A 26,048-nucleotide genomic window follows, 5' to 3' on the forward strand; every position below is an offset into this window, starting at 1 on the left:
CAGGCCGATACTGGTAGCGATGGAGTGGTTCACCGCACCCGACCTATGGCTGAGCCGGATCGTCTTCCAGCGGGGCCTCGCCGGGCTGTACTGCGTGGCGTTCCTTTCGGCGGCCCTTCAGTTCCGGGCGCTGATCGGGGAGCGCGGCATGCTCCCCGTCCCGGAGTACCTGCGGCGGACCCGGCCCCGGCAGACCCCCTCGCTCTTCCACTGGCGCTACTCCGACCGCCTCTTCGCGGCCGTCGCCTGGTCCGGCGCCGCGCTCGCCCTGGCGCTCGTCGCCGGCGCCGGGGACGCGGTGCCGCTGCCGGTCTCGATGCTGCTGTGGCTGCTGCTCTGGGCGATGTACCTGTCGATCGTGAACGTGGGCCAGACCTGGTACGCCTTCGGCTGGGAGTCACTGCTCCTGGAGACCGGGTTCCTGGCGGTCCTCCTCGGCAACGACGAGACCGGGCCGCCCGTCCTCGTCCTGTTCCTGCTGCGCTGGCTGCTCTTCCGCGTCGAGTTCGGCGCCGGGCTCATCAAGATCCGCGGTGATCCCTGCTGGCGGAAGCTGACCTGCCTCTACCACCACCACGAGACCCAGCCGATGCCCGGCCCGCTGAGCTGGTTCTTCCACCATCTGCCCCGCCCACTGCACCGGGTGGAGGCGGCGGCCAACCACGTCGTGCAGCTGCTCGTGCCGTTCCTGCTCTTCGCCCCACAGCCGGTGGCCACCGTCGCCGCCGGACTCATGGTCGCCACCCAGCTGTGGCTGGTGCTCTCCGGCAACTTCGCCTGGCTGAACTGGCTCACCGTCGTGCTCGCGCTCACCGTCGTCGACGCCTCCCCACTCACCGGCGCGCACCCGCGGCCGGACCCGCCGCTCTGGTACGTGGTCCTCGTCGTCGCGGTGACCGCGCTCGTCCTGGCACGGAGCTACCGCCCGGTGCGCAACCTGCTCTCCCGGCACCAGGCGATGAACCGCTCGTACGACCCGTTCCACCTGGTCAACACGTACGGGGCGTTCGGCACGGTCGGCCGGGTCCGGGACGAGATCGTCGTCGAGGGCACCGACGAGCCGGTGCCGCACCCGGGCACGGTGTGGCGGGAGTACGGCTTCAGGGGAAAGCCCGGGGACCCGCGCCGGATGCCCCGGCAGTTCGCCCCGTACCATCTGCGGCTCGACTGGCTGATGTGGTTCGCGGCGCTCAGCCCCGGCTACGCGCGCGCGTGGTTCGGCCCGTTCGTCGAGCGCCTGCTGGACGGCGACCGGGACACCCTGCGGCTGCTCGCCCACAACCCCTTCCCCGGGGCTCCGCCGGTCCTCGTCCGCGCCCGGCTGTACCGGTACCGGTACACCACCTGGCGCGAGCTGCGCGCGACCGGCGCCTGGTGGCACCGGACGCTGGTGCGCGAGTACCTGCCGCCGACCCGGCTCCGGGATCCGGCGCACCGGCCGCCGCCGTGAACGGGGCGCGGGCGCTCCCAGACGTGCGAGTGCCCCCGGCCGTGGGCGGCCGGGGGCACTCGGGGTGAAGCAGGATCAGTCGATGCTGGGCAGGATGTGGGGCTCGGCGAGGTCGTCCTCGTAGCCCGCGAGCCGGATCGGGGCCGCGTGGGCCCAGACTTCCAGGCTTCCCAGCTCGCCGTTCCGACGCGTCCGGTCGTTGGGTTCGGCCGGGTGCGAATCCTGCTTCGTCAGTTCTGGTGTCACCGCGCACTCCTCTGTGTCGCGTACCTGTGGGACAGTGCCGGTCGGTCGCGGTGGCGCCGTTCGTCGGGCGGGGACCGCGGCCTTGGTGGCAGACCTGTCCCGGGAAGGCCGTGAGGACGGTGTGTGTCCTCGGTGGCCGACCGTGGTCCTCAGAGTAACCAAATGAGCGCATCCGCGCTCTACCGGGCTTCCAAGTGTGACGCGATCGGGTGAACGGAGCCGAAAAAGCGCCCCACCGGGCCGGTGGGGCGCTCTTGTCAGGACGGTCGGCGCCCTCTTTCACCAGTTGGCGCTCCTACCAGTTGGCGGGGGCGTAGTCCTTCAGGAAGCAGCCGTAGAGGTCCTCGCCCTCCTCGCCGCGCACGATCGGGTCGTAGACGCGGGCCGCGCCGTCGACCAGGTCGAGCGGGGCGTGGAAGCCGGCCTCGGCGAGGCGCAGCTTGTCGAAGTGGGGACGCTCGTCGGTGATCCAGCCGGTGTCGACGGAGGTCATGAGGATGCCGTCGGTCGTGAACATCTCCTGGCCGCTGGTCCGCGTCACCATGTTCATCGCGGCCTTGGCCGCGTTGGTGTTCGGGTGCCCGGCGCCCTTGTAGCCGCGGCTGAAGACGCCCTCCATCGCGGAGACGTTGACGACGTAGGAACGGCCGCTGGCGGCCTTCCTGGCGGCCTCCGCCATCACCGGTCGCAACTTGCTGATCAGGATGAACGGCGCCGTGTAGTTGCACAGCTGCGTCTCGAGGAGCTCCACCGGGGAGATCTGCTCGATGCTCTGCACCCAGGTGTTGGAGTCGACGACGTCCGGCACCAGGCCGCCCGCGTCGATGGCGGTGCCGTCGAGGTGCCGGGCGATGCTGGCGTTGCCCGCGACGAGGGCGAGGTCCGCGACCTGCTGGGCGTCGAGGTCGCTCACGCCGGCGGGCAGCGCGGCGGCGGAGCCGAGCTCGCCGACCGCGCCGGAGTTGAAGGCACCGATGACGTGGTGGGCCGGCAGCTCACCGGCCGGCAGCGGCGCGCTCTCGCCGTCGACCAGGGCGGCGTACGCGGACGGCAGCCGCCGCACGGTCTGCGTCGCGTTGTTGATGAGGATGTCGAGCGGACCCGCCTCGCTCACCTGGTCGGCGAGGGCGACGGCCTGGGCGGGGTCGCGCAGGTCGATGCCGACGACCTCGAGACGGTGCATCCACTCCGCCGAGTCGTCCATCGCCTTGAAGCGGCGGATGGCGTCCTTGGGGAAGCGGGTCGTGATGGTGGTGTGGGCGCCGTCGCGCAGCAGCCGCAGCGCGATGTACATGCCGATCTTGGCCCGGCCGCCGGTGAGCAGGGCGCGCTTGCCGGTGAGGTCGGCGCGGGCCTCGCGCTTGGCCCGGTTCTCGGCGGCGCACTTCTGGCAGAGCTGGTGGTAGAAGTAGTCGACCTCGACGAACCGCGCCTTGCAGACGTAGCAGGAGCGGGGGCGCTGGAGTATCCCGGCGATCCGGCCCTCCTCGGTGACGGAGGAGGGCAGGATGCCCTCGGTCTCGTCGTCGATGCGCTGCGCGGAGCCGGTGGCGGTGGCCTCGGTGACCGCCTTGTCGTTGGCCGTCTTGGCGGCGCGGCGCTCCTGGCGGCGGCGCTGCTTCACCGTCCGGTAGATCCCGGCGGTGGCGCGCCGGACGCGGATCGCGTCGGGGTGGTCCACGTCCAGCTTGTCGAGCTCGTCGAGGACGGCGAGGCAGACGGCCAGGCGCTCGGGGTCGACGCCCGGCCCGTAGTCCTGGGTTTCTTCGGTCACCGTCATGGCCTTCGGGTTCCTCGTTCGCTCGTACGTCGCCGTTCGTGGGCGGGTCGCCGTTCGTGGGCTTTCGAAAGGGCAACTTTACGGAGCGGACGGCCGCGTATCCAAACCCGTTCGGGGGGCGTGGTCGAAGACACAGTCGCCGCAGAGCCCCGCGCCGGGGCAGCGGTAGTAGAGGCAGCAGCTGGCGCGCCGCAGCCGGGGACCGCGGACCGTGCCGGCCAGGACGGGGTGGTCGAGCAGTCCGGAGACCAGGACGGCGGCCCGTTCGGCCGCCTCCGGGCGGCCGTGGGCGTGCGCCCAGCGGCTCAGCTCGCGCAGGGCTCCGGCGAGGGCGGAGCCCGCGTTGCCCCAGAGCAGGCGCGGGGAGATCCGGCCGTCGCGGCGCAGGGCCGCGTGAAGCGGCACGAGGTGGGCCTCCTGGACGGCCGCGCGGAGCGCGTCCACGGTCGCGGGGCGGGTCTCGGAGCCGGCCCACCACAGGTCGTCGGGGGAGGTCAGCGCCCCGTCCCAGTACAGCTCGGCGGGGTCGAGGGCGGGGAAGCGGCCGTGGAGGGCGGCCGGGCCGAGGGCGGTCGACCAGAGCCGGGCGGCGAGCCCGAGGTGGGCGACGGAGGCTCCGACGCGTCGCTCGGGGGCGCCGAGCCGGGTGGCGACCCGGTCCACGCGCGCGTGGAGGGGGCCGTCCTCCCCCGCGTACAGGCGCGCGAGCGGGCGGTGCGCTCCCGCGGTCTCCGGCTCCGTGGTGCGCAGGGCGAAGAATCCGCCCACCTGACCGCTCTCGACGAGATCCACCCGTACATCCCCCCCTGACCCGCTCGCCCCGCTCGGTCTCCTCCGGCGACTTCCGGAATCCTCCGATGTCCTCCGGCTACCGTATCGGCCTTTTCGAAGCCCTCCCCGAACACTCGAAAAAGTCGCTTTGCACCCGTTCTGACCTGCACAGGTGTACATCTCAGGGAGTACGCCGGGTCGACGTACCGCGGAGGGTGTAGCCGCGAAGACGTCCCCTGGTACGACGACGCGACCGGCCGGGAAGAGAGATCGTGGAAGGTATGAGTCCCCTCCTGCTGTCCGTCCTCCTGGCCCTGGTCTCGGCGGTCGCCTACGCGGCCGCGGCGATCGTGCAGGAGCGGGTCGCGGCCTCCGCCGCCGGTCCGCGCTACGCGCCGCTGCGCAGCCCGGCCTGGTGGGGTTCCGTCCTGCTCAACGGCGTCGGCGCGACCCTGCACGTCGCGGCCCTCGCGTACGGACCGCTCAGCCTGGTCCAGCCGCTGGGTGCCCTCACGATCGTGTTCGCGCTGCCCATGGCGGCGCTCTTCGTCGGCCGCAGGGCCGGCCACCGGGCCTGGCGCGGCGCCCTGATGGCCACCGTGGGCCTGGCGGGGCTGCTCAGCCTCACGAGCGGCTCCGAGGGCCGGGCCCTGGCCGACGGGGACCGCTGGCTCCTCACGGCCTGCACCTTCGCCCTGGTGGGCGTCCTGTTCACGGCCGCTCACCTGGCGGGCCGGTCCGTACTGCGCAGCGTGGTGCTCGCCGCGGCGGCGGGTGTCTCCTTCGGCATCGCCTCGGTCTTCACGAAGGCGGTGGCCGAGGAGTGGACGCCCGACGCGCCGCTCGCCGAGTGGACCGGGCTGCTGGTGCTCTCGGCGCTCGCCGTGACCGGCCTGCTCCTGTCCCAGGCCTCGTACCGGGGCGCGGGGCTCGCCGCCCCGCTGGCCATGGTCACGGTGGTCAACCCGGTGGTCGCCGCCGCCGTGGGCCTGACCCTGTTCGGCGAGAGCTTCCGGTACGGCACGGCGGGCACCGTCGCCGCCCTGATCTGCGGCGCGGTCGCCGCGGGCGGCCTGGTCCGGCTCACGCTCGACCGGATGTCTGACGCCACCGGCGCGCCGGTGGCGTCAGACCCCGTGCGTGAGCCGGAGTCCGGGCCGGGACCATCGGCGTCAGACGGAGACGCCGCGCGCCCTGAGGTAGGCCAGGGGGTCGATGTCGGACCCGTACCCGGGACCCGTTCGCACCTCGAAGTGGAGGTGCGGTCCCGAGCTGTTGCCGGTCGATCCTGAGCGCCCGATGCGCTGACCGGCGGTGACCCGCTGGCCCTCACGGACGGAGAGCGCGGAGAGGTGCGCGTACTGGCTGTACCGGCCGTCGTCGTGGCGGAGGACGATCTGGTAGCCGTACGCGCCGCCCCATCCGGCGGAGACGATCCGGCCCCCGGCGACGGCCTTGACCGAGGTGCCGGTGGGCACGGGGAAGTCGACGCCGGTGTGGTATCCGCTGGACCAGGAGGAGCCGCGGGTGCCGTAGCGGGTCCCGATGTCCGCCGAGACGGGGGCGGAGAAGCGGACCTCCGAGGAGACCGACCGCGGCTTGGGCTTGGTCTGCGGCTTGGGCTGGGGGTTGGTCTGCGGCCTGGTGGTCGGCTTCGACTCGGGCCGGGCGACCGGCTTCGACTGCGGCTTGGCCGTCGGCCTCGACTGCGGACCGGTGCTCGGCTTCGCGCTCGGCCGCGACTCGGGCCGGGCGGTCGGCCGGGCCGTGGGCTTCGTGGTCGGCTTCGTCGACGGATGCGCGGCGGGCCGGGTCCGGGGAACGGCGGCCTGCGCGGAGGACTTCGGCGGGGTCGCCTTCGCCGGCGGGGTGACCCTGGACGGCGTGGTCGCCTTCGCCTCGTCCGGCTTCCTCGGCGCGGCGATGCGCAGGGTCAGCCGCTGGCCGGGGTGGATGAGGTCGGGGTCGTCGCCCACGACGGGCCGGTTCGTCTCGTACAGACCCTTCCAGCCGCCCTGGACCCGCTCCTCCCGCGCGATCTTCGACAGCGAGTCGCCGGGCGTGACCGTGTACATCTCGCGGACGGTGGGCACGGCGGTGGGGCCGACGTTCCTGGCGGGCTTCTCGGACAACGCGCGCTGCCCGGGCACCGAGGCGGTCCTCACCGCGTTCCCGCCGCCGGACGGCTTCGCCGCCGTGGCGGCCGGGGTGACGCCCGGCGCGTCCCCGCCCCGGGCGAGACCCGCCCGGGGCCCGCAGGACGGCCAGGCGCCGGGCCCCTGGCCCTTCAGGACCCGCTCGGCGATGGCGATCTGCTGGTCCTTGGAGGCGAGGTCGGCGCGCGGCGCGTAGTGCGTCCCGCCGTACTGCTCCCAGGTGGACTGGCTGAACTGCAGGCCGCCGAAGTAGCCGTTCCCGGTGTTGATGTGCCAGGTGGAGGTCGACTCGCAGGCCGCGACCTTCTCCCAGACATCGAGCGAGGCGGCCTGCACGGCGCCCGCGCCGATCAGCGGCAGCGCCATTCCGGCGCCTCCCGCGGTGACGGTCAGCGAGGCACGGTTGATCCGGCTCGGCTGGTGGCGGCGGTGACGTCCGCGTACGGCCATGGGCCCCCCTTGAACACAGCAGCAGCCGTCCAAGTTAGGGGTGGCGCACGCTCCGTGACAAGCGATTCGCCAAAGCCCAACCCTCTTACGTCACCTCTGTGTTGACTCCCAGCGGTGGCCGGCGGGGCCCGGCTGGGGCTGAGGCTCGGGTTCCGGTACGGGTCCGCCGGGCTGCGGCGGCCCCGGTTCGGGGCTCGGGGGCGTCGGCACCGGGTTGGGCGGGGGGACGGGCGGCGGCGAGGGAACCGGCGGCGGGATGGGCGAGGGGGGCACGGGATCGGGGTAGGGCTGGGTCATCACGGACCTCTCGGTCGACGGGTTCTTCCTTCTCCAGGGTGGCGCGCCGGACTCTGTCCCGCCCGCCGAACCCCGCTCTTCGGGTACCCCGTGATCGGTGGTGTACGCGGGAGACGGCGGGGAGAGCCCTGGGCCCCTCCCCGCGCTCACCACAGGCCGGGCGTGGCCCCGAGCCGGCGCTTCGCCGCGCCGACCACCTCGGGCGGGGCGACCGGGGCCTCGTCCGGGTGGCGCTCGGCCCACCTCGCGGCGTACGGGCAGAGCGGCACGACGGGTACGCCCTCGGCGGCGGCGATCCGGTAGAACTCGCCCACGAGCGCTCCGGCGACGCCCTTCCCCTCGTGGCCGTCCTCGACGACCGTGTGCACCGCCACCAGCGCGTGGGGCGCGTCGTCGAGGACGAAGTAGACGACGACACCGACGGGGGTGTCGCCCTCGAACGCCTCCAGGCGACCGTTCGCCCGGTCGTCGCGGATCCTCGGCTCGGCCATGCGGCGGATCTCCCTCCGCTCGGGTCGCTCAGGTCCGGGCGCCGCCAGGGGTACGGCTCCCTACGCCGTCGCGGGTACGGCGTGCGGGCCGCGCACCGTGTCGCTGCCCGGGACGGGCGCGGACGCGTCCGTCCCCAGCTCCACGATGCGGTTGTCGCCGTCGACGTGCACGACGCGCGGCACGAACGTCCGGGCCTCGGCGTCCTCGACCTGCGCGTAACTGATGAGGATCACGAGGTCCCCGGGGTGCACCAGATGGGCGGCGGCACCGTTGATGCCGATGACACCGGAACCCCGCTCGCCCTCGATGACATAGGTCTCGAGGCGGGCGCCGTTGTCGACGTCGACGATGTGCACGAGCTCACCGGGAAGCAGGTCGGCCGCCTCCATCAGCTCCGCGTCGACGGTGACCGAACCGACGTAGTGCAGGTCCGCCTGGGTCACGGTCGCCCGGTGGATCTTGGACTTGAACAGAGTGCGCAGCACTGTGGACTCCTCGAAGACGGCTCCCTGCCTGCTTCCTGCAGGTCAAGGGCGGCCCCGACTTTACACCGACACCCCCGTCCGGTGTTTGTGAGGAACGTCGCTCCCGGTCGGGCGATACGGGTTCCCCACCTGGGCTTTCGAGGGACATGGGCTGCCCGGTCGCCTCCCCGCCGGCCTGGATGCGGAGGATCGCGGACTTCTGCCCCCGGAGAGGCGCGGACCGACGCACCCGCGCTTCCACCTGCACGTCACACCCACGAGCGCGTCCTGGGTGAACCTGGTGGAGCGGTGGTTCGCCGAGCTCATCCAGAAGAAGCCCGAGCGCGGGGTCCACCGCTCCGTCCAGGCCCTCGAACGCGACGTCCGCATCTGGCTGGCCGACTGGAACGACCAACCCCGGTCCCCCGCCCGGACGAAGGCCGCCGACGAGATCCTCGACAAAGCCGCCGCCCACTGCCACCGAATCTCCGACTCAGGTCGTAAGGACCTGTCGTGGGGATCAGGCCGGGATGCGGGTCCCTGCGCCGCCGACCCTGATCCGTCGGTCGCCCGCCCGCAGTTCCACCGTGAGGACGCCGGGGCGTCCCATGGCCTCCCCTTGGTGGAGGGTGAGGACCGTCGCCTCGGGCACGAGTCCGAGTTCACGGGCGTACGCGCCGAAGGCGGCGGCCGCCGCCCCGGTCGCCGGGTCCTCGACCACACCGCCCACCGGGAACGGCCCCCGGACGTGAAAGACCTCCGCAGAGGCGCGCCAGACCAACTGCAGCGTCGTCAGGTCGAGCCGGTGCATCAGGGCCTCCAGGCGGGCGAAGTCGTACGCCAGGCGACCCAGGCGGTCTCGGTTTGCGGCGGCAAGGATCAGATGGCGGGCGCCCGCGAAGGCGATGCGGGGAGGCAGTGCGGGGTCGAGGTCGCCGGCCGGCCAGTCGAGCGCGGCGAGTGCCTCTGCCAGGTCATCGGCCGCGACCTCCTCGATGTACGGCTCGACGCTCGTGAGCGTGGCCCGCAGCGTCCCGCCCTCGCGCGTCACGGTGACCGGCACGGTCCCCGCCTGCGTGGTGAACACCAGGTCTCCGGGGCCGATGCGCTCGCCGAGGGCCACGGCCGTAGCGACGGTGGCATGACCGCAGAAGGGTACTTCCGCCTTGGGGCTGAAGTAGCGGATGGCGTAGGCGCGCCCGGCGTCCGACGTGCCAGAGCCCGCTCCCTCGGGCGACGCCGTCAGGAACGCGCTCTCGCTGTAGCCGACTTCGGCGGCGATCGCCAGCATCTCCTCGTCGCTGAGGCCCGTGGCGTCGAGAACGATTCCGGCGGGATTGCCTCCCTCGGGATCGTCGGAGAAGGCGGTGTAACGCAGGACGTCGGGGGTTTCCCGTATGGAGCTCATGCCGGGGCAACGGCGGGGGTCCCCGGGTTGGTTCCCCTCATGGTTCCCACCGCCCCGGCCGGGCGTTCTCACGCGTTCCCCATGAGATGCGCCACGCGACCAGAACCCGTCCCGCGGGACATCGGCTTTCGACCCAGCTCGCCGGCCAAGTGCGGCGTGGTGGTGGCCCCGCCGCGCGAGCGTCCCAAGGCTGTGATCGCCAGAGTCGGTGAAGATGCCGCCCGGTGATCCTCTTGCAGGTGAACCCGTTTGCGGACCCGGCCGCGTGCCGAGGGACGCGGCACACCGAGGAGTCGACGCTCAGCTCCCAGACGATCGCGTCTTTCGCGACGGCCGGGGACTGGAGACGGGTGAGGATCCGGTGCCCCAGGCCGCATCAGTCTGCCAGGGGCACCCGCAGGGCCGACGCTCCTCGCGCCCACGCTGTCCGGATGTGTTCAGCGAGACGGTCCTCCGTGAAGACGGTGGCCGCGCAGCCGAAGGCGACATCGGCCTCCAGGTGCGGTTCGTCGTCGAGGAGACCGCCGACGACCTCGTGGCGGACGACCTGTTCGTGGACGGCATCGGCCTCCACGTGCTCGGCGTAGAAGTGTTCGGCGGCCGGGCCCGCGCCGCACCGGTGCATGGCCTTGGCGAGCCGACGGGATCCGGGCGACGAGGTGATCTCGACACAGGCGAAGTGTCCGACGAGCGCCCCGCGTAGGGCCCGGTGCAGACCCAGGAGAGACATGAGGTTGACCGTGGCGAGCAGGGGGGCGGGGGCCTGGTTGACGTATCGGCCGTAGGTCGTGTCCAGGCCGAGGTCGGCCATGAGGCCGGCGAAGAGTCGGGCGTGGACGCGTTCGGCGTGGCCTGCGCCGAACTCGTCGTATTCGATGGCGACCATCGCGGCCTTGGCCCGCCCGGTGAGCCGGGGAATCACCCAGGCGTGCGGGTCGGCCTCCTTGAGGTGGTAGAGCGAGCGCAGAGCCGCGTATTCGCGGAGGTGCCAGAGTTCGCCGTCGGTCTCCAGGAAGTGACTCAGGCTGCCACTCAGGTCGACGGGTTCGACCAGGAGGGGGCCGAACGCGCCCGATACGGTCGCGGGGGCGTCGGCAGTGCCGTCCCTCAGTGTCCGGAGGAACCGGTCCTCCAGGATCCTGCGCAGCCGCAGCAGATCCGGGTCCCATTCGAGGGCGTCGTCGACGCCCTCGAAGCCGCGGTAGTGCAGCTCGTACAGCACGTACAGCGTCAGCTGGAGGTCTTCGCCCCACACCTGGGCTTCTCGGGCGTAGGTTGCCGCCGTGTCGGGGAGTCGGCCGCCGCGCAAGGCGGTCATCACGGCGTGGGACAGCGGCCCTCGGCCTTCGGCCAGCGCGGGCCCGGCACTGGGCATCCGGGTGGTGGAGGCGGGTGCGGTCATCGTTCGTTCCTGTCCTCGGGCGGCGGTGGGGTGCGTTCGCGGGGCCGGTGGCTGGTGTCGCACCAGGGATAGGTGCGGCTGCGGCGGCAGGTGCACACAGCGACCATGAACCGGTCCGACCGGGCCGTGGTCCCGTCGGGGAGGACGATCTCGACGGGTCCCTCCACGAGGACGGGGCCGGATCGGTCCACGCGCAGCCGCCGGGGGCGAGTGCTCTCCGACGAGGGCGTCGGCGGCGTCCGGTCGGGTTCAGGACTTCTGGGCACGAACGATCACCAGCTCCTCCTGTTCGTGGCTGTCTCCCGCGAGGCCCTGATTGCGCAGCCACGCCCTGCGTGAGCGCAGTACGGGCCCCCACGGCACCAGCGCCCTTTCCGTGACCTGTCCGGACATTCCTTCACGGCCCAGCAGCTCCAGGGTCTTCTCGACCCCGCACATCCCCGAGTGCACCATCAGGAGCACGCCTCCAGGGCGCAGCAGCGACGGTGCGGCCTCGCAGATCCGGTCGAGGACGGCCCTGCCGTCTGTTCCCGCGTCCCACGCGCGCCTCGCGCCTCTGGTGGGCAGCCGGGCGTCGGGAGACGGCACGTACGGCGGGTTCGCCAGGGCCAGATCGAACCGCAGTCCCTGGGTCCGGGCCTCGAAGTCGCCGTGCCGGACGCGTACTGGAAGACGGTGACGCCATCCGTTCAGACGGGCCGCGAGGACCGCCGGCCACGCCACGTCGATCGCGGTGACGTCCGCACCCCGGGCAGCCGCCTGGAGGGCGAGAGCTCCCGTGCCTGTTCCGATCTCGACCACCTTCGCGCCTGAGCGGAGGGGTTCCTGGGTGAGAGCGGCCGCGAGCAGCCGGGTGTCGGCCTGGGGGCGGTACACACCCGGTAGGGCGACGAGGCGCGGCAGGAAGTCGTAGCGGGTCATGGCAGTACTCGGCACTGAATACCTCCTGGTCGACTCGTTCGACCGGCGAAGACGGGGCTGCGGCAGACACGACCTCAGGGGCGCCGGGTGACGTGAGGACAGTCCCCACGTCAGCGGGGAACCGCCGAGAATCCTGGCGGTCCGGACGAATCCAGGTGGCGCATGAGCGGCCGCCGGAGGAGCGGGGGTGTTCATGGGATGCCGCTACCCGCTATTTCGACCTTCGCACGCTGGTCCTCCTCAGGCATGTCCGCAGGAAACCGGCCGGACGGCTGGTTCGACCGCGAACCGCCCGACGACGGGGGTTCGCCCCGGGTCCTTGAGACCGCACGATGGCTCCAGCCGGACGGCGGCGCACACGAAACACGGGGCCGCGCGGGCGGCCCGTGCCACTTTTCGGTAAAGCTCCAGTTCAGCGGCGTGCTGAAGGGGCGTTCTCTTCGCATAATGGTCACAGGTCCTGGCAATCCGCTGCGGCGCCGACCTGATGTCCCGACCGGTACGGAAGGAGACCGTCATGATCATCAGCCACGCCTTTGCTGACGGGGTCCTGCGCGTGACGCTCCCGTGCGACCTCGATGTCACCAACCGGGCCGCGGCCGCCCTGGAGACTGAGGCGCTCGTCCGCGCCCATCGCCCCAGGCTCGTCCAGGTGAAGCTGGGCGGGACCGACCCGACGTCCGCTTCGCTGAGCACGCTCGCCCGGGCCCGCAGAATGTGTGCGAGCCTCGGCATCCCCCTTGCTGCCGAGGGCCCCACGACAGCACAACCCGGCGTCTCCGCCGAGCCCGCCGCCGCGTGAGGGCCTGAACCCGCGGACCTGCGGCGACTGCCGGGGTCTCCCCGCCCCGTTCGACCCGAGGGAAGGGGCCTTCGGTCTACGGCAGCGGGGTGCCTCCGGTCGCGTTGACGATTTCTCCGGTGATGTAGCTGGCCTGGGGCGAGGCCAGGAACACGTACGCGGGAGCCATCTCCGCCGGCTGGGCGGGCCGGCCCAGGGGCGATTGGCTGCCGAAGTCCTTCACGTCCGGCATCGTCGCGGGAATCAGCGGCGTCCACACGGGGCCGGGGGCGACAGCGTTGACGCGGATGCCTCGCTCGGCGAGCATCTGCGCCAGGCTGTGGGTGAACGAGATGATCGCTGATTTCGTCATCGCGTAGTCGAGCAGGTGAGGGCTGGGCTGGTAGCCCTGGACGGAGGTGGTGTTGATGATGGAGCCACCGCGGGGGATGTGGGCCAGCGCGTTCCGGGTGAGCCAGAACATTCCGTAGAGGTTGGTCTTCATCACCCGGTCGAACTGGTCTGTGGTGATCGCCTCGATTCCGTCCGGCTGGGCCATCTGGTAAGCGGCGTTGTTGACGAGGATGTCGATGTGCCCGTATTCGCTGACCGCGCGGTCGATCAGGGCCGCGCACTGGCTCTCGTCGCGGATGTCGCACACGACAGGCAGGACTTTTCGGCCTGCTCCACGGATCAGACGCACAGTCTCCGCGGCTTCGTCGGCCTCCTCGGGCAAGTGGGTGAACACGATGTCGGCGCCTTCGCGTGCGAAGGCGAGACAGACCGCCCTGCCGATGCCGGAATCGCCACCCGTGACGACCGCAACCTGGCCGACGAGGACGTCATGACCACGATACGAATCCTCACCATGGTCCGGGCGGGGCCGCATCAAGCCCGTCGAGCCGGGGTGGTCCTGCTCCTGCTCGGGAAACGGGGGACGCGGGTAGGCGGTCTCCGGATCGGGCACGTGTGCTTGCTCCTGAGGGGACATCGAGGCCTCCGGGATGGTTCTGGTGGACGGGTTCCGATGCGATTCAGGCCGTGGCCGGATACGGGGAGGCCTTGAGGCGGCGGGCGAGGTGTGCGGTGTTGGCCGCCAGGGTCGCGGTCGCGTCCGCGGTCGCCTCGGGGGTCGTGTCGAGGTCCTGGTAGTCCGTCTTGTGCATGGCTTCGCCGACCCAGTACGTCACCGCGTTCGGGGCGAGGGAGAAGCCGACGTCGTTGAGCCCCTGGAAGAGGTCGGCGCTCACCTTGTGCGCCCCGTCCTCGTTGCCGACGACGCAGACGGCGGCGACCTTGCCGTAGGTGAGCATCCGGCCCTCCTCGTCGGTCTCGGACATCTCGGCGTTCAGCCGCTCCATCACCCGCTGGGCGGTACTCGCGGGGTGACCGAGCCAGATCGGGGTCGACAGCACGAGGATGTCGCAGCCCAGGACGGTGTCCCTGATCTCGGGCCAGGCGTCCCCGTCGCCCATGTCGGTCTTCACGCCGGCCCGCACGTCGTGGTCGGCGATCCGGATCACCTCGCCGCTCACCCCGTGCTCGCTCAGAGCCGCCATGGTCTGCTCGGCGAGCAGCTGCGAACTCGACGGGGCCGGGGAGGGGGACAACGTACAGACGAGGGCGACGGCCCGCAGAGGCGTGGTTTCAGAGGCATTCATGACCACCCACTACCCCCACGCCCCGTTCCTATCTCGTCTCGCGAGGTTCTCTGGCCCGGATGGCCAGGGAGGACTGCGCCAAGCGACGGATGATCGAACACGTGCCGCGAAAGTCCTACCGTCACGCCCACCGAGAGACCGACCCACCGCCGTCTGAAGGCCGACACGAGGAGATGAGGAGTTGTCGATGTCCCTTGCGCACCGGGGCGTCCGAGCTGTCACATCGGTCGGCTGTTCTGCTGGAGTTCAGATTCGGTGCGTGCTGTCACGTCGCAGGGACAAGGGTCGTGCGGGCCAGATCACGGATCACGTCCTGCAGAAGCCCCCGCCGTAGAAGGGAGGCACGCTGACAGGCCGCTCCGCCGCCGGTGCGTCGGACCCGGTCGAAAAGTACCTCCGCGAGTTCGAGGTCGCCGGTCGCCACCAGCCCGGGTGTCGCCCGCGCCAGCAACAGCTCGACACTCGTCTCCGCCGGTACGTACTCCCCGCGCGCGGTGTCAAGGATCTCGCCCTCCAGCCCCCGCGACGCGGCAAGCCGGTGCGCTGCCCGAAGGGTGCGCTCAGGGACACGAGGGAGGGGCCGTCCCTGGGCGATGTCGCACAGCAGGACCTCGGCCAGGCCCCGCACCAGGGCGACGAGCAGGACCACCACGTCGAGGTCGGCGTTCACGTCGCAGAGGCGGATCTCCAGCGTCGGTACGTGCTCGGACGGGCGCGCGTGCCAGTAGATCATCCGCCGGTCCAGCAGGGCCCCTGTACGTACCAGGTGGTCGGCGACGCGCTCGTAGCCGATCTCGTTCAGCAGGGGGGCGGGCCCCACACCGGGCCAGCGGGTGTGTTCCACGGACCTCCGGTCGGCCCAGCCGGTGTCGCGGCCCCGGAGGAAGGGCGAGTTGGCGGCGAGCGCTTGCAGGATCGGCAGCCAGGGGCGGAGGTGATTGGCCAGTGCGAGCGCCTGGTTCCGCCCGGTCACCCCGATGTGGATGTGGCATCCACACACCATCCCGTCGTACGAAGCCGCCAGGGATGGCCAGTGGACTGCCATGCGAGCGTATCGGTCGCAGGGGCTCACGACCGTCGGGTGTGCCGACGGGATCACCGGCGTGCCGGTGGCGATCAGGAGACACCCCGCGTCGGCGGCGGCCTGGGCCATCACACGCCTCAGCAGGGCCAGCTCGGCCCTCAACTCCGCCAGGGAGACGGTAGGGAAGGTGCACACCTCGACCTGCGGGCCGAAGAACTCCATCTGCGCCCTGCCTCCCAGGACGGTACGCGCGGCCTTCACGACCTGCGGGCCGCGGGGAACCGGCTCGCAGGTGCGCCGGTCCACGAGCAGGAACTCCTCCTCCACCCCCACCGTCAGCCCACGGCCCGGTGGCCGCCTGGCCTCGTGCTCGTCGTCGAGCGCACCGGTCGGGATGATCGCCTCAGGAGACATGGGCGAACCCTTCGTCTTGCGACCGTGCGAGCAAAATGCCGCTATCCGTCATATCGTCCCTACCCTCTGGGCACCTCGCCAGTCGGTGCGCGCGCAGCTATTCGCGTGTAGGCGGCCGCGGATGCGGAGGGTGAGCCGGTCCGCAGCTCTGAGTCCGAGAGCGGGTGCACGGCAGCAACAAGGCGCCATGTGGAAGGGGACGGCCTCCGGCGGAAGCCCTATCGGCGCCCCCGCCTTCGATCACCTGGGCCCCTTGACCTGCCTACGCGAGCAGCCATTCGGCCACCGTGCGACGGGCGCAGACTTGCAGTAGAGCTGACAGGGTCTTGAGGGGGTTCCTATGGCTGCGACCTACCACAGGCATCACCTGGAACACAGCGGGCACTCAATCACCGTCGTGTATGACCAGCGACGCCGCGTAGCCGAAACCTGGGTCGACGGAAAAACCGTCGCGGTGACACCCACGGCTCACGGCAGGATCACCTTCATGCAAGGCGAAATCCCGACCGATCCCGCCGGGCCGTTCGTCATCCGCCTCAGGCCGCCTTCCTCTCGCGACGACGCCCTGCTGTGCGTGCTGGAAATGGAAGGGATGCGCTACCTCATGCCAGTCGCGCACCCTCCCGGATACGGAGTCGAACAAGCGGATAAGCCACCGCCGGCCCGGACACCCGGCGAAATTCTCGCCCGGTGGAGACACTGGATCCGGCGGGCCGCCAGAAAGCGGCAGACACGCTGATCTCCTGATGACAGGTCTGGTGCCCTGGTAGCCGCCGTCGCGATCGTGAAAGTCTTGCCAACGGCGGCTTTGGCGCCGGATTCCCCCATGCCCTGCAGCCGTTGCGGTTCTCGGCCGGCGGCCGACCGACCACGACGACCAGGCGGGTGGCGGCGTCGAGGACGACCTGGCGCTGTCGGTGGAGTACCGGTAGTTCTTCGTCCGCTCGGCGATGGCGTGGTCTCGGGCAGGGACCGGGGTGCCGTCGACGATGAGCGCGGCGTCCTTCGCGTACCGCTTTCGGGGCTGGAGGGCGAGCATCGGCCCAAGGTGGTCGATGATCCGGTCCGCCGCCGACTCGCACCCCGAACAGCGGGGCCAAGCTGCCGCATCGTGAGGTTCGTTCGCCAGTACGCAGCAACCAGCAGTGCCCGGTCCTCCAGTGGAAGGCTCCACGGCCGATCGGCCCCTGCGGACAGGGTCCGCACCTCGGCGCCGCAGAGTCGTCACCAGCTTCCCGAAGGCAGCTTCCCGAAGGCGCGAGGGCTCAGCCCGGAGAACGGGGCTGTCCAGGACGGCTCCGACCCCGTGATCACACCAGCCGCACCAAGATCGTTCCATGGGGTGACCGGCGACCGTCCCACCTCTCAGCTGCCACTCAGCGGAGACGCCCACGTGGGGTCGTGTCGAGATCTCCTCGTGAGGTGGGCCAGCAGGTGCTCCGCCGTGATCGAGGCGGTGTCTTGCGGCGCGCCGACTACGGCCAGGGCGGCCATAATCCTCGCCGACGCTGTTTCCGGCACGTCCGGGTCGGTGAGGAGGGGAAGCAGCAGCAGGAAGCGGATGGCCGTGTCCTCCTGGACGCCTTCGGCCGCAAAAGGCGGGCTGTCGGCGATCCGGATCAGTTCGCGCCATGTCAGCCCAGTGCCGGAGAGGTCTCCGTCCCAGCTGGCGATCTGCTCGACGTAGCTTCTGCCTGGATGGGTGAGGAGGTAGTCGATGCCGTGTTCGCCCTCCAGGTTGCGGTAGATCACCACGGCTCCGGGGTCGTCTTCTGCCGGCACCCGGAACACCGGCCAGCGTTCAGGATCGAAGAGGACCTCGGACAGGGCATCGACATCGGCGCCATCCTCACCGAACCACTCCGGAACCGGCCGCTCAGCACACCCCCCGTCTCCGCACATCGCCAGAAGGTAGTTCGACCAGAAGCCCGGGTGGACCAGCAGTGACTCGCCTGCCACCAACGGGCCGACGTCATATCCCTTGATCAGCACCCCGCGATCCTGTCACCAGCCACCGACACGGTCCGATCGGGGAGAGACAAGGCAGCACCGCCCAGGTATGGGACAGCCCACAGACGTCGACAGCAAGACGCCGGCTGACGTGCATTGTCTACGACCCGTCCCGGGCTGACAGACGTCAGCCATGCCACGGGCCTCTTGCGTTCGCGAGAGGTGATTCCGTCGTCACCACGAAGCCTTCGCAGGCGGAGCCGGTGGCCGGTCGGCGGCAGGGGTGAGCCCTGCGGGCCGGGTGCGAGGGACCGGGCTGGAGGCCGGTCGACGGCGACCCGGCTGTTCGTGATGCACGACGAGGACGAAGATCGTCATGCGGCGGAGGCAGGCGCCACGCGACCCGGGTGCTTGGGGTGGCGCGGCACACACTCAGCGTGGCGGGTGTCGGCGCCCCGGGGTGGACGTGGCCGTGCCCCGGTAACAGGGGGAGGTCCGGGGGCGCTGTGCAAGGGGGCGTGGGGAGCGCGAACTGAACAGCCGACTCAGGCCTCTCTCGCAGCTCACGCCAGGGGGACGACGACGATCGGCCCGCCGCAACACCCACGTGAACGGGCGAGTGCCGGAACTCGACGATGAGGCCAGCGGCGAGTGGCCGGGTGCAGTCGTACTGGAAGGAGCCTGCTCAACGTCACACCTACCCGTCTGGCATCACTCCGCACAGAGCGCAACGGAGAGCGGGAAGGCGCGGTCCGGCACTCAGACGCGGTCCGGGGCAGGAGCGCCGCCGAGCCGCCCGGGCATTTGTCGGAACGGAGACGATCCCCCGGCGGGAGGTCCGCCCACACCACTCCGGCCTGACGCGCCAACACCTCCCCGACGTACGCCCCGGGTGCGGTCAGCGCACCGTTCGCACGCTCCCGCCCGGCACCCCCTGCCGCAAACCGTCGATGAGCCGGTCGACGATCCGCAGACCTGCCGCGCGGCAGTCAAGCGGCAAGCGGGACCGACCTCGTGCGCGCGACAACACGGCCGAGCGTCTCCGCATCCGCCGCGCACACCTTTGAGGCGCCGCGGTCCTTTCCGGCAACCCGAGAGGAATGCCGCCCACGCTCGCGGCCCGCGTCACTCCCCCATCGACGACCGCTCCCATGAACAGGAATCGTCGCGTGACTGACGGGACGCCTGGGGGGTAAAGGCCACGTGACAGGCTCGCGCCCTCCGTGCGCTCACTCAGAGGCGCACGCCTACTCTGAAATCGAGACACCCGCGAAGTCGGAGGTCGTCATGATCATTCTCGGAGTCATTCTGCTCGTCATCGGGTTTGTGGCCAGCATCTCCATCCTGTGGACCATCGGGATCATCCTGGTCGTCATCGGAGTCATCCTCTGGATCCTCGGGGCGGTCGGTCACGCGGTCGGCGGGCGCCGTCACTATTGGTAGACGGCAGTCGCCCGGGAGCGAGACGCGAGGCGCAGCAGCGCCGGGCGCTCCCGAAGAGCGCGTGGCCCGCTGGAAGGATCCACCGCACGAGCCGCAACGCCCACCAGGGCGGCCCGAGGATCCACTGTTCCTCGCGCGCGCAAGCGAAGATCCACTGTTCCTCGCGCGCACAAGCACGGGGGTCGCCAACGAACCGGCAACCGTGGGCGGCTTCACCGGCTGCGGCCCACCCGATCCCGTGATGGGGGGGGAGCCGCGAAAGCGAGCAGTGGCGAAAGGATCGACATGAGCGCCAAGGAGAAGGCCAAAGCCAAGGCAGAGCAGCTCGCGGGCAAGGCCCTGAGGAAGGTCGCTCACGCAAGGGGCGACGAGACCACGGCGGCAAAGGGCGCAGCCCTGGAGTCTCGAGGCAAGGCTCGCGAGACCAAGGAGAAGGGCAAGGACGTCTTCAAGCGCTGATCTCGAAGCACGTCATACCCACATCCGGCACGTCACCATCAACCTAGAAATGCACGCGAAACGGGCATGCGAAAGAGAGCTCAGGGTACGGGCAAGACGGGGCGCCCGCCGGACATCGGGCGCACAAGGGGCGGCTCAGAGAGGTGAGGGACATGGCCGGAGGCAAGAAAGCCAAGAACATGGCGCAGACAGCCAAGGGCAAGGCCAAGGAAACCACAGGCAAGGCGACAGGAAACGAGAGCCTTGAGGCAAAGGGCCGGGCCGAGCAAATGAAGGGTGACGCCAAGCAGACTGTCCAGAAGGCCAAGGACACGCTGAAGCACTGACCCCCCGCCCTGTGTCGAATGCCGTCGGGCTCGGCACACATGGCAGAGGAGCGGCCTCCCGAGGCCGCTCCTCTGCCATGTGCATCAGCGCCTACGCTGACGACGACCAGCGGTCTCGTAATCGTCTTCCGCGTCGTCGTCCTCGTCGTTCTCGTCGTTCTCGTCCTCGTCCGCTTCCGCGTCCGTGTCTTCATCCTCGTCCGCGTACCCCTCTCCGTCCTCGCCGCCCTCCTCGTACTCGTCCTCGGGCTCGGCTCCGTCCTCGTCCTCGTCTTCGTCCTCGTCCTCGTCCTCGTAACCCTCCTCAGGTTCCTGCCCTTCCTCGTAGTCGCCGTCCTCTTCTTCGGATTCGCCCTCTTCCCTCTCCGCTTCCTCTTCTTCAAGCGCCTCTTCGTGCGTGCGGACTACTTCGCCGTCGCGGATCTCTCCACGCCAGCCTTCCGGCTCGTCGTCGGTAAGAGTGACGAAACGGCGGAAGTGCTTCGCGTCCAGCCGAAGACGGCGGCCCTGTGCGCGCCAGAGATTGCCCGTCTTCTCGAACAAGCCCGAGGGGTAGTACTCGACGGTCAGGAGAATCCGGGTAAGTGACGGGCCCAGCTCGTGGAAGCTGACACAGCCTCGTGTCGAGCCCTTGGCTCCCTCGGAGGTCCAGATGATGTGGCTGTCAGGAACCTGCTCCTGGACGGTCGCCTTCCAACTACGCGTGGAGGGACCCACCTTGACCTTCCAGTCACTCGAAACCTCGTCGCCCTGCGAGACGTGTCGCACGCCCTTGGTGAATCCACTGAAGTCCTCGTACTGGGTCCAGTGGTCGTAGACCTGGCGGAGTGGAGCACCCACATCGACGGTCTCGACGATGCTGGTCATCTTCTGGGTGCCACTCTTGCGCTTGCCCTTGCCCGAGCCACCGAACAGGTTCGAGGCGGCATCGGTGACCTTGTCCTTCAGTCCACCGAACGTGCTGCCCAGCATCGCCTTGACCGGCGAGTCGCCTTTGAGCATGCGGCCGCCGATATCCGTGATTTTGCCGCCGTTTTCCGCCACGTCGGTCAGCTGGCTGGTTACGTCGCCGACTTTGTCCGTTGCCTTGTCAGCCAGTTGACCGACCTGGGCCGAGAGGAAGTCGCTCAGTTCGCTGAGCAGTCGGTCCATCCCAGAGCTGGATTCCTTCTCCTGGCTACGGTCTTCCGTTGCCATGACCTACCTCCGCGTCGACGGCTTGCGCGATGCCGTCTTCTTCGCTGCCGACTTGCGTGCCGGGCTCTTGCTCGCCGTGGTCTTCTTCGCCGCGGACTTCTTCGCGGGCGACTTCTTGGCGGCCGTCGTCTTGCGCGCTGCCGTCTTCTTCGCCGGCCCGGACCTGGAGGTCTTCCTCGCGGGGGCCGCCTTCTTGGCGGGAGCCGCCTTCTTGGCGGGAGCGGACTTCTTGGCAGGAGCGGACTTCCTCGCGGGAGCCGCCTTCTTGGCAGGAGCGGACTTCTTCGCAGGAGCCCTGCCCTTGGCCGGCTGCTCCTTCGTCTCCTTCTTCGGCGCCGTCTTCTTAGCCGCCGTCTTTCTTGCCGGGGCAGCCGACCTGTCCGTACCACGCCCCTGGGATGGCTTACCAGCCCGGGACGGCGCACGCGTTCTGCCGGACCGCGGCTTCTCGGGCTCGGGCTTAGGCTCCTCTTCCTCTTCGGGCTCTTCCTCCTCGGGCTCTTCCTCCTCAGGCTCCTCCTCGGGCTCTTCCTCCTCGGGCTCCTCCTCGGGCTCCTCTTCAGGCTCTTCCTCCTCGGACTCTTCCTCTTCGGGTTCCTCCTCTTCGGGTTCCTCCTCCTCGGGCTCCTCCTCGGGCTCCTCCTCGGGCTCCTCCTCCTCCGGAGGTTCTTCTTCCTCCTCCCATTGCTCCTCGTCTTCCTCCTCGGGTTCCTCGCCCCGCACCGCCCCTCCCTCGTCCTCGTCCTCTTCCTCGTCCTCGTACCCCTCCTCGTCCTCGTCCTCGTCCTCGTAGCGCCCTTCGTCTTCCTTGCCGCTGCCGAGTCCCAGCGTGCGCTCGTGAAGTGAGTCGGCGAAGTCCGCGAGCTTGCGGTTGGCCGCCGCGCTGAGCGCTTTCCGGCCGGCGTCCAAGGCCTCGCCCCGCAACTGCTCGGTCAGATCGGCGAATTGCGGCATGTCCTTGAGCTTGGTCAGCCCCTCCGTCGCAAGTTGCTTCGGGTCCAGCCCGAACCGACGCCCCGCCAGATAGGTCGCCACCGTGAAGGCGAGGCGAGCCTTTTTCGTCCGTCCCAGTACGTAGCCCCCGGCCACCGCGGCCGCCAGGGCCATCTTGGTCGTGTCCTCCATGACCTATCCCTTCACCGGGCACCAGCGGCCTCGGCTGCCCCTCGTTACGGGGCTCCCGACCCGGGCCGCGCATCCGCACCGTCGCCCGCAAAGGCCGCCCGCTCGGGCGGTTAGGGAGCCTCCGCTCCCGGGCGTGACATTTCGCCCTATAAGATGGAATTCTAGCTTCTACTGGCGGTAAGTTCTCTGGCTGGAAGTGACCTATGGCCGCAGATCCGGCTCGTCCACGACGGGCGGCCCCCCGCGCCTCCGACGACGGGCCCCCGAAGCGCCCTGCCACTCGTAGGCGAGCGGCTTCGAGCCGCGGAAGGACCGTCGACGCTGCCTCGGCGATGGGTTCGGCCGCCACCCAGCTGGCGAAGTTGCTGGGCAGGCCGCCGGAGTCCGTCTCCTCGCTGAAACCCACGGAGTCGGGGTGGGAGGCACAGGTAGAGGTGGTTGAACTCGAACGCATCCCCGACACGACAAGTGTGTTGGCCAGTTACAAGGTCGCACTGGATGAGGAAGGCGCGTTGATCTCCTTCGAGCGGACGCGTCGCTACAACCGCGGAATGATCGATCGGCCGATCTGAAACCGGTTGGCCGTGAAGGGAGGCGCCATGACCATGGTGCCGCAGAGCGGCGGGTCCGTCAGCAGGAGCGGCGGCTCCACAGGCAGTCTCTACGACGTCCTGGAACTCATACTCGACCGCGGCCTGGTGATCGACGTCTTCGTTCGCGTCTCACTGGTGGGGATCGAGATCATCAAGATCGACGCCCGGATCGTCGTGGCGAGCGTGGACACTTACCTGCGTTTCGCCGAAGCGTGCAACCGGCTCGACCTCGAAGCCGGCCGGAAGGCTCCGGCCCAGCTCCCCGAGGTCGTCGGAAACATGATGGAGGGCGGTGCCCATGGCAAGTCCAAGGGCGCGCTCAGCGGAGCGGTCGACGCGGTGACCGAGACCCTGGGCGGCAAGTCGCGCAGCGAAGAAGAACCGGAGGAGGAAGCGGAGGAGGAGCCCGCTCCCAGGCGGCGGCCGGCCCGACGAGCGGCGCGCCGAGAGAAGGAGTGACCGATGGTCCTGTACGTCTATGCGATCACTGGGCAGAGCCACCCGCTCGACCTGGAGGGACTCTCCGCTGTCGGCTCCGAGCCTTCCCGGATTCGCGCCATCGCCTCAGGGCCCCTGGCAGCCGTGGTCAGCGATATCTCCGAGGAGATTCGGCCCAAGCGCCGGGATCTGTTGGCGCACCAAGAGGTGCAGGAACGTCTCATGCGGGGCGGTACGGTCCTGCCTCTGCAGTTCGGCTACACCGCCGCCGACGACTCGTCGGTGGCAGAAGTGCTGGAGAGGGACTCGGCCGCCTACCTCGCGACTCTCGAACGGCTCGCCGGATGCGCCGAATACCACCTACGGGCCTCCCAGGACGAGGAACAGCTGCTGAGCAACATTCTGTTGGACACCCCCGAGGCCCGAGAACTCAACGAGCGGATCCTGGCCGGTGATCAAGCCCCCCAGCTGCCGATGGCCCTGGGTCAGCTGGTCGCGGCAGAGGTGGAGAGACGGCAGGACGCGCTGGCTGCCGGGCTGGTCGAAGCGCTCCTGCCGTTCGCCCGCGAGCACAGCGTCCGGCCGTCGTCCGGTAACGACTTCCTCAACCTGTCACTGCTCGTGCCCCACGACCACGTGGAGAACTTCCTGACGGCTGAGTCGAACCTCGCTCGCGAGATCGACGGCGGGGTCGAGTGCCGGCTGACCGGCCCTCTGCCACCGTACAGCTTCGTACAGTGACGGCCTCCGCGATAACGCGAGACGGAGCTGAAACCTCCGTGGTAACGCAGGACGAAGCTGAAAGGAGAGCGTCGGAATGGGACTGTTGACGCAGTTGCTCACCCTCCCCTTGGCCCCGGTGCGCGGTGTCGTCTGGGTCGCCGAGCGCGTCACGGAGAAGGCGGAGGAGGAGTACTACGACCCCGCTCCCATCTGGCGCGAGCTCGCCGAGCTCGAGGGCCGGCTGGTGCGGGGCGAAATCGATCAGGAGGCCTTCGATCAGCGCGAGGACGAGCTCATCGACCGGCTGACGGAGATCACCGCCTACAGGCAGCGGATGCCGTGATGCGGAATCGAGGACGGTGTGTCTGAGCCCCTGCCCGACCGGTTCGGGTCTGTTCCCTCCCGAGCGGCACCCATGCCGTACGGGCCGCCGAGTTCGTCCGCCAATCTCGCGGACATTCTTGAGCGTGTCCTCGACAAGGGGATCGTGATCGCGGGCGATATCCGCATCAATCTGCTGGACATCGAGCTGTTGACGATCAAACTGCGGATCCTGGTCGCCTCCGTGGACAAGGCGAAGGAGATGGGCATCGACTGGTGGGAGCACGACCCGTCGCTCTCCTCGAAGCACACGGGCGGTCCTCTGGCGGAGGAGAACAGGCGGCTCCGTGCGGAGTTGGACGCGTTGCGGCGTGACTCGCTCGACTCCGGCCGCGGGCCGCGCGAAACCGCTGAGTTCTGGGCCGCGGACGCGGGCAGCGAGTTCCCGGAAGGGGAGAGCGTGGAGGAGGACACGAGCCCGGAGGCCGTGGACCGGCCGGAGCCTCGCCGCCGAGGGCCTCGAAAGCGCGAGCCATGAACACCGACGTCGGCCTCACGTACGTGTACGCCGTGGCTCGGGACACGAGGGCGCTGCGCGACTTCCTGTCCGGTCTCCACGGCATCTCTGGCTCGCCCGTCTTTCTCCTTGGCGAGAACGAACCGACCGGAGCAGCCGGCACGGTTCCAGACGGTCCTGACATCATCGCGTTCGTCGCGGGCCGGGTGTCACGGCAGGAGTTCGACGAACCGACGTTGAAGCGGCGGTTCGAGGACCTGGAATGGCTGGAGGGCGTCGCCCGCGCCCATCATGAGGTCGTTCAGACCATCGCCGCCCACGACACTGTCCTGCCGCTGCGTATGGCGACCGTGTACCAGAGCGACGACCGCGCGCGCCAAGCCCTCGCCGCCCAGCGGGGCGTCTTCGTCGAGAGACTCTCTCTGCTGCGCGGGAGGAGCGAGATGGGCGTCAAGCTGTACGTCACACCCGGCCAGGCCCCGGCGGGCGGCCCTGAGTCTCCAGAGATCACCGACGCGGCACCGCTCAGTCCCGGGAAGGCGTACCTCCGAAGCCGCCGGGCCCAGCACAGTGAGCGGGAGACCCGCTACCAGCGGGCCGGGCGCGTCGCCGAGCGCGTCGACGACCTGGCTGCGCGCTTCACCAGGCACCGCGTGCGCCACCCCGCTCAGCGAGGAGAGCTGGCGGGCGGCCCGGAGGAGAACGTCCTCAACGACGCCTACCTCGTCGCCGCCGAGCAGGCGGAGGCGTTCCGGAAGGCGCTCGCCGATGCCGTCCAGGACGCCGAGGGCGTACGGGTCGAGGTCACGGGGCCGTGGGCCCCGTATTCGTTCGCCATGCCGCCACCGCCGCCACAACCGGCGCAACCGGCGCAACCGGCGACCTACCCCACACCACCGCCTACCGTCGGCGGGGACGGACGAGCGCCATGACCGTCTCACGGCCTACCGAATCCTTGCCCGGCCGCCAGGTCGCGCTGGTCGACCTTCTCGACCGGCTGCTCAGTGGGGGTGTGGTCCTCTCCGGCGACATCGTCCTGTCCATCGCCGACATCGACCTGGTTCGCATCTCACTCCGGGCCCTGATCGTGTCGGTCGATTCCGAGTCGGACCCGTTCACCACGACTGGGCAGCGGCAGCCGTGACGAACGAGAGCGCGCCGCGCGGCGAGCAGGACGCCTCCCGGCACTCGTCCCCGGGCGGGCGGCCCAACGCTCCCCCACCCTCCCGGCCGGGGGCT

At 70.1% G+C, this 26,048-nt stretch carries 30 protein-coding genes and 1 pseudogene; 14 read left to right on the top strand and 17 right to left on the bottom strand.

Annotated elements, in window-relative coordinates:
- The first annotated feature begins 19 nt into the window (after positions 1-19).
- Entirely contained in the window at positions 20-1,450 is a 1,431-nt protein-coding gene (locus ACRRSS_RS22510) for a lipase maturation factor family protein (protein WP_435972927.1), read from the top strand.
- A 75-nt stretch (positions 1,451-1,525) separates the two neighbouring features.
- On the opposite strand, the gene ACRRSS_RS22515 is transcribed toward ACRRSS_RS22510, so the two are convergent.
- From ACRRSS_RS22515 to ACRRSS_RS22525, 3 genes are all read right to left on the bottom strand, one after another.
- A complete protein-coding gene (locus tag ACRRSS_RS22515; protein ID WP_351904179.1) occupies positions 1,526-1,696 on the bottom strand; it encodes a hypothetical protein in 171 nt (56 codons plus the stop codon).
- 295 nt (positions 1,697-1,991) lie between these two features.
- The gene (locus ACRRSS_RS22520) at positions 1,992-3,476 is read right to left on the bottom strand and encodes an SDR family NAD(P)-dependent oxidoreductase (RefSeq protein WP_435972928.1); all 1,485 of its coding nucleotides are present in this window, start codon (positions 3,474-3,476) and stop codon (positions 1,992-1,994) included.
- 78 nt (positions 3,477-3,554) lie between these two features.
- Complete coding sequence (locus ACRRSS_RS22525; protein WP_435972929.1) at positions 3,555-4,268, bottom strand: (2Fe-2S)-binding protein; 714 nt, start codon at positions 4,266-4,268, stop codon at positions 3,555-3,557.
- Between the two features lie 260 nt (positions 4,269-4,528).
- On the opposite strand from ACRRSS_RS22525, the gene ACRRSS_RS22530 reads away from it, so the two are divergent.
- Complete coding sequence (locus ACRRSS_RS22530) at positions 4,529-5,539, top strand: DMT family transporter (protein WP_435972930.1); 1,011 nt, start codon at positions 4,529-4,531, stop codon at positions 5,537-5,539.
- Here ACRRSS_RS22530 and ACRRSS_RS22535 read toward each other — a convergent pair.
- The 7 genes from ACRRSS_RS22535 to ACRRSS_RS22565 form a co-directional block, all read right to left on the bottom strand.
- Positions 5,420-6,853 carry a transglycosylase family protein gene (locus ACRRSS_RS22535; RefSeq protein WP_435972931.1) on the bottom strand — a complete coding sequence of 478 codons (1,434 nt, stop codon included), beginning with the start codon at positions 6,851-6,853 and terminating at the stop codon, positions 5,420-5,422. The two genes, ACRRSS_RS22530 and ACRRSS_RS22535, sit on opposite strands and share 120 nt — an antisense overlap.
- Positions 6,854-7,296: 443 nt before the next feature.
- A complete protein-coding gene (locus ACRRSS_RS22540) occupies positions 7,297-7,641 on the bottom strand; it encodes a GNAT family N-acetyltransferase (protein ID WP_435972932.1) in 345 nt (114 codons plus the stop codon).
- A 60-nt stretch (positions 7,642-7,701) separates the two neighbouring features.
- Positions 7,702-8,127 (bottom strand): aspartate 1-decarboxylase, encoded by a 426-nt coding sequence (panD, locus tag ACRRSS_RS22545; protein ID WP_435972933.1) that lies wholly within the window; start codon positions 8,125-8,127, stop codon positions 7,702-7,704.
- A gap of 499 nt (positions 8,128-8,626) precedes the next feature.
- On the bottom strand, positions 8,627-9,514 hold the full coding sequence (locus ACRRSS_RS22550) for a PhzF family phenazine biosynthesis protein (RefSeq protein ID WP_435972934.1): 888 nt from the start codon (positions 9,512-9,514) through the stop codon (positions 8,627-8,629).
- Between the two features lie 376 nt (positions 9,515-9,890).
- The gene (locus ACRRSS_RS22555) at positions 9,891-10,916 is read right to left on the bottom strand and encodes an iron-containing redox enzyme family protein (protein ID WP_435972935.1); all 1,026 of its coding nucleotides are present in this window, start codon (positions 10,914-10,916) and stop codon (positions 9,891-9,893) included.
- Positions 10,913-11,182 (bottom strand): CDGSH iron-sulfur domain-containing protein, encoded by a 270-nt coding sequence (locus tag ACRRSS_RS22560; protein ID WP_435972936.1) that lies wholly within the window; start codon positions 11,180-11,182, stop codon positions 10,913-10,915. Before ACRRSS_RS22560 ends, ACRRSS_RS22555 begins: the two co-directional genes overlap by 4 nt.
- Positions 11,166-11,837: a HemK2/MTQ2 family protein methyltransferase gene (locus tag ACRRSS_RS22565; RefSeq protein ID WP_435975400.1), complete on the bottom strand. Its 672-nt coding sequence runs from the start codon at positions 11,835-11,837 to the stop codon at positions 11,166-11,168. The genes ACRRSS_RS22560 and ACRRSS_RS22565 overlap by 17 nt, the downstream gene beginning before the upstream one ends.
- A 517-nt stretch (positions 11,838-12,354) precedes the next feature.
- On the opposite strand from ACRRSS_RS22565, the gene ACRRSS_RS22570 reads away from it, so the two are divergent.
- The gene (locus ACRRSS_RS22570; RefSeq protein ID WP_435972937.1) at positions 12,355-12,639 is read left to right on the top strand and encodes a hypothetical protein; all 285 of its coding nucleotides are present in this window, start codon (positions 12,355-12,357) and stop codon (positions 12,637-12,639) included.
- A 76-nt stretch (positions 12,640-12,715) separates the two neighbouring features.
- Here the strand turns inward: ACRRSS_RS22570 and ACRRSS_RS22575 are convergent, their stop codons facing one another.
- The 3 genes from ACRRSS_RS22575 to ACRRSS_RS22585 all read right to left on the bottom strand — a co-directional run bounded on the left by ACRRSS_RS22575 (position 12,716) and on the right by ACRRSS_RS22585 (position 15,717).
- On the bottom strand, positions 12,716-13,585 hold the full coding sequence (locus ACRRSS_RS22575; RefSeq protein WP_435972938.1) for an SDR family oxidoreductase: 870 nt from the start codon (positions 13,583-13,585) through the stop codon (positions 12,716-12,718).
- Positions 13,586-13,652: 67 nt separating this feature from the next.
- Positions 13,653-14,279 carry a flavodoxin family protein gene (locus ACRRSS_RS22580; RefSeq protein ID WP_435972939.1) on the bottom strand — a complete coding sequence of 209 codons (627 nt, stop codon included), beginning with the start codon at positions 14,277-14,279 and terminating at the stop codon, positions 13,653-13,655.
- A 265-nt stretch (positions 14,280-14,544) separates the two neighbouring features.
- Positions 14,545-15,717, bottom strand: a complete 1,173-nt coding sequence (locus tag ACRRSS_RS22585; protein WP_435972940.1) for a carboxylate-amine ligase — start codon at positions 15,715-15,717, stop codon at positions 14,545-14,547.
- A gap of 340 nt (positions 15,718-16,057) precedes the next feature.
- Here ACRRSS_RS22585 and ACRRSS_RS22590 point away from each other — a divergent pair, with 340 nt between their 5' ends.
- Complete coding sequence (locus ACRRSS_RS22590) at positions 16,058-16,456, top strand: hypothetical protein (RefSeq protein ID WP_435975529.1); 399 nt, start codon at positions 16,058-16,060, stop codon at positions 16,454-16,456.
- 6 nt (positions 16,457-16,462) lie between these two features.
- Here the strand turns inward: ACRRSS_RS22590 and ACRRSS_RS22595 are convergent.
- Positions 16,463-17,079 (bottom strand): annotated as a pseudogene (locus ACRRSS_RS22595) (helix-turn-helix domain-containing protein); the annotation flags it as partial.
- Between the two features lie 3 nt (positions 17,080-17,082).
- Positions 17,083-17,709 carry a hypothetical protein gene (locus ACRRSS_RS22600; protein WP_435972941.1) on the bottom strand — a complete coding sequence of 209 codons (627 nt, stop codon included), beginning with the start codon at positions 17,707-17,709 and terminating at the stop codon, positions 17,083-17,085.
- 1,245 nt (positions 17,710-18,954) lie between these two features.
- Between ACRRSS_RS22600 and ACRRSS_RS22605 the strand changes: the two genes are divergently transcribed.
- From ACRRSS_RS22605 to ACRRSS_RS22615, 3 genes are all read left to right on the top strand, one after another.
- Positions 18,955-19,110, top strand: a complete 156-nt coding sequence (locus ACRRSS_RS22605; protein ID WP_200429637.1) for a DUF6131 family protein — start codon at positions 18,955-18,957, stop codon at positions 19,108-19,110.
- 285 nt (positions 19,111-19,395) lie between these two features.
- Positions 19,396-19,569 (top strand): hypothetical protein, encoded by a 174-nt coding sequence (locus ACRRSS_RS22610; protein ID WP_435972942.1) that lies wholly within the window; start codon positions 19,396-19,398, stop codon positions 19,567-19,569.
- 152 nt (positions 19,570-19,721) lie between these two features.
- Positions 19,722-19,895 carry a CsbD family protein gene (locus ACRRSS_RS22615; protein ID WP_435972943.1) on the top strand — a complete coding sequence of 58 codons (174 nt, stop codon included), beginning with the start codon at positions 19,722-19,724 and terminating at the stop codon, positions 19,893-19,895.
- An 84-nt stretch (positions 19,896-19,979) separates the two neighbouring features.
- Here the strand turns inward: ACRRSS_RS22615 and ACRRSS_RS22620 are convergent, their stop codons facing one another.
- Together ACRRSS_RS22620 and ACRRSS_RS22625 are read right to left on the bottom strand one after the other, a co-directional pair.
- A complete protein-coding gene (locus ACRRSS_RS22620; protein WP_435972944.1) occupies positions 19,980-21,092 on the bottom strand; it encodes an SRPBCC family protein in 1,113 nt (370 codons plus the stop codon).
- 3 nt (positions 21,093-21,095) lie between these two features.
- On the bottom strand, positions 21,096-22,217 hold the full coding sequence (locus ACRRSS_RS22625; RefSeq protein WP_435972945.1) for a histone protein: 1,122 nt from the start codon (positions 22,215-22,217) through the stop codon (positions 21,096-21,098).
- 203 nt (positions 22,218-22,420) lie between these two features.
- On the opposite strand from ACRRSS_RS22625, the gene ACRRSS_RS22630 reads away from it, so the two are divergent.
- The 7 genes from ACRRSS_RS22630 to ACRRSS_RS22660 all read left to right on the top strand — a co-directional run bounded on the left by ACRRSS_RS22630 (position 22,421) and on the right by ACRRSS_RS22660 (position 25,953).
- Positions 22,421-22,789 carry a gas vesicle protein gene (locus tag ACRRSS_RS22630; RefSeq protein WP_435972946.1) on the top strand — a complete coding sequence of 123 codons (369 nt, stop codon included), beginning with the start codon at positions 22,421-22,423 and terminating at the stop codon, positions 22,787-22,789.
- Positions 22,790-22,816: 27 nt separating this feature from the next.
- A complete protein-coding gene (locus ACRRSS_RS22635) occupies positions 22,817-23,269 on the top strand; it encodes a gas vesicle structural protein GvpA (RefSeq protein WP_435972947.1) in 453 nt (150 codons plus the stop codon).
- Between the two features lie 3 nt (positions 23,270-23,272).
- Positions 23,273-23,989: a GvpL/GvpF family gas vesicle protein gene (locus tag ACRRSS_RS22640; RefSeq protein ID WP_435972948.1), complete on the top strand. Its 717-nt coding sequence runs from the start codon at positions 23,273-23,275 to the stop codon at positions 23,987-23,989.
- Positions 23,990-24,065: 76 nt separating this feature from the next.
- Entirely contained in the window at positions 24,066-24,314 is a 249-nt protein-coding gene (locus ACRRSS_RS22645; RefSeq protein ID WP_435972949.1) for a gas vesicle protein GvpG, read from the top strand.
- Between the two features lie 72 nt (positions 24,315-24,386).
- Positions 24,387-24,830, top strand: coding sequence for a gas vesicle protein (locus ACRRSS_RS22650; protein WP_435972950.1), 444 nt, complete (start codon positions 24,387-24,389; stop codon positions 24,828-24,830).
- Entirely contained in the window at positions 24,827-25,741 is a 915-nt protein-coding gene (locus tag ACRRSS_RS22655; RefSeq protein ID WP_435972951.1) for a GvpL/GvpF family gas vesicle protein, read from the top strand. Before ACRRSS_RS22650 ends, ACRRSS_RS22655 begins: the two co-directional genes overlap by 4 nt.
- A complete protein-coding gene (locus tag ACRRSS_RS22660; protein WP_435972952.1) occupies positions 25,738-25,953 on the top strand; it encodes a gas vesicle protein in 216 nt (71 codons plus the stop codon). Before ACRRSS_RS22655 ends, ACRRSS_RS22660 begins: the two co-directional genes overlap by 4 nt.
- Positions 25,954-26,048 lie beyond the last annotated feature (95 nt).

It is taken from the genome of Streptomyces sp. Qhu_M48 (genome assembly GCF_051305195.1).
Lineage (GTDB): Bacteria > Actinomycetota > Actinomycetes > Streptomycetales > Streptomycetaceae > Streptomyces.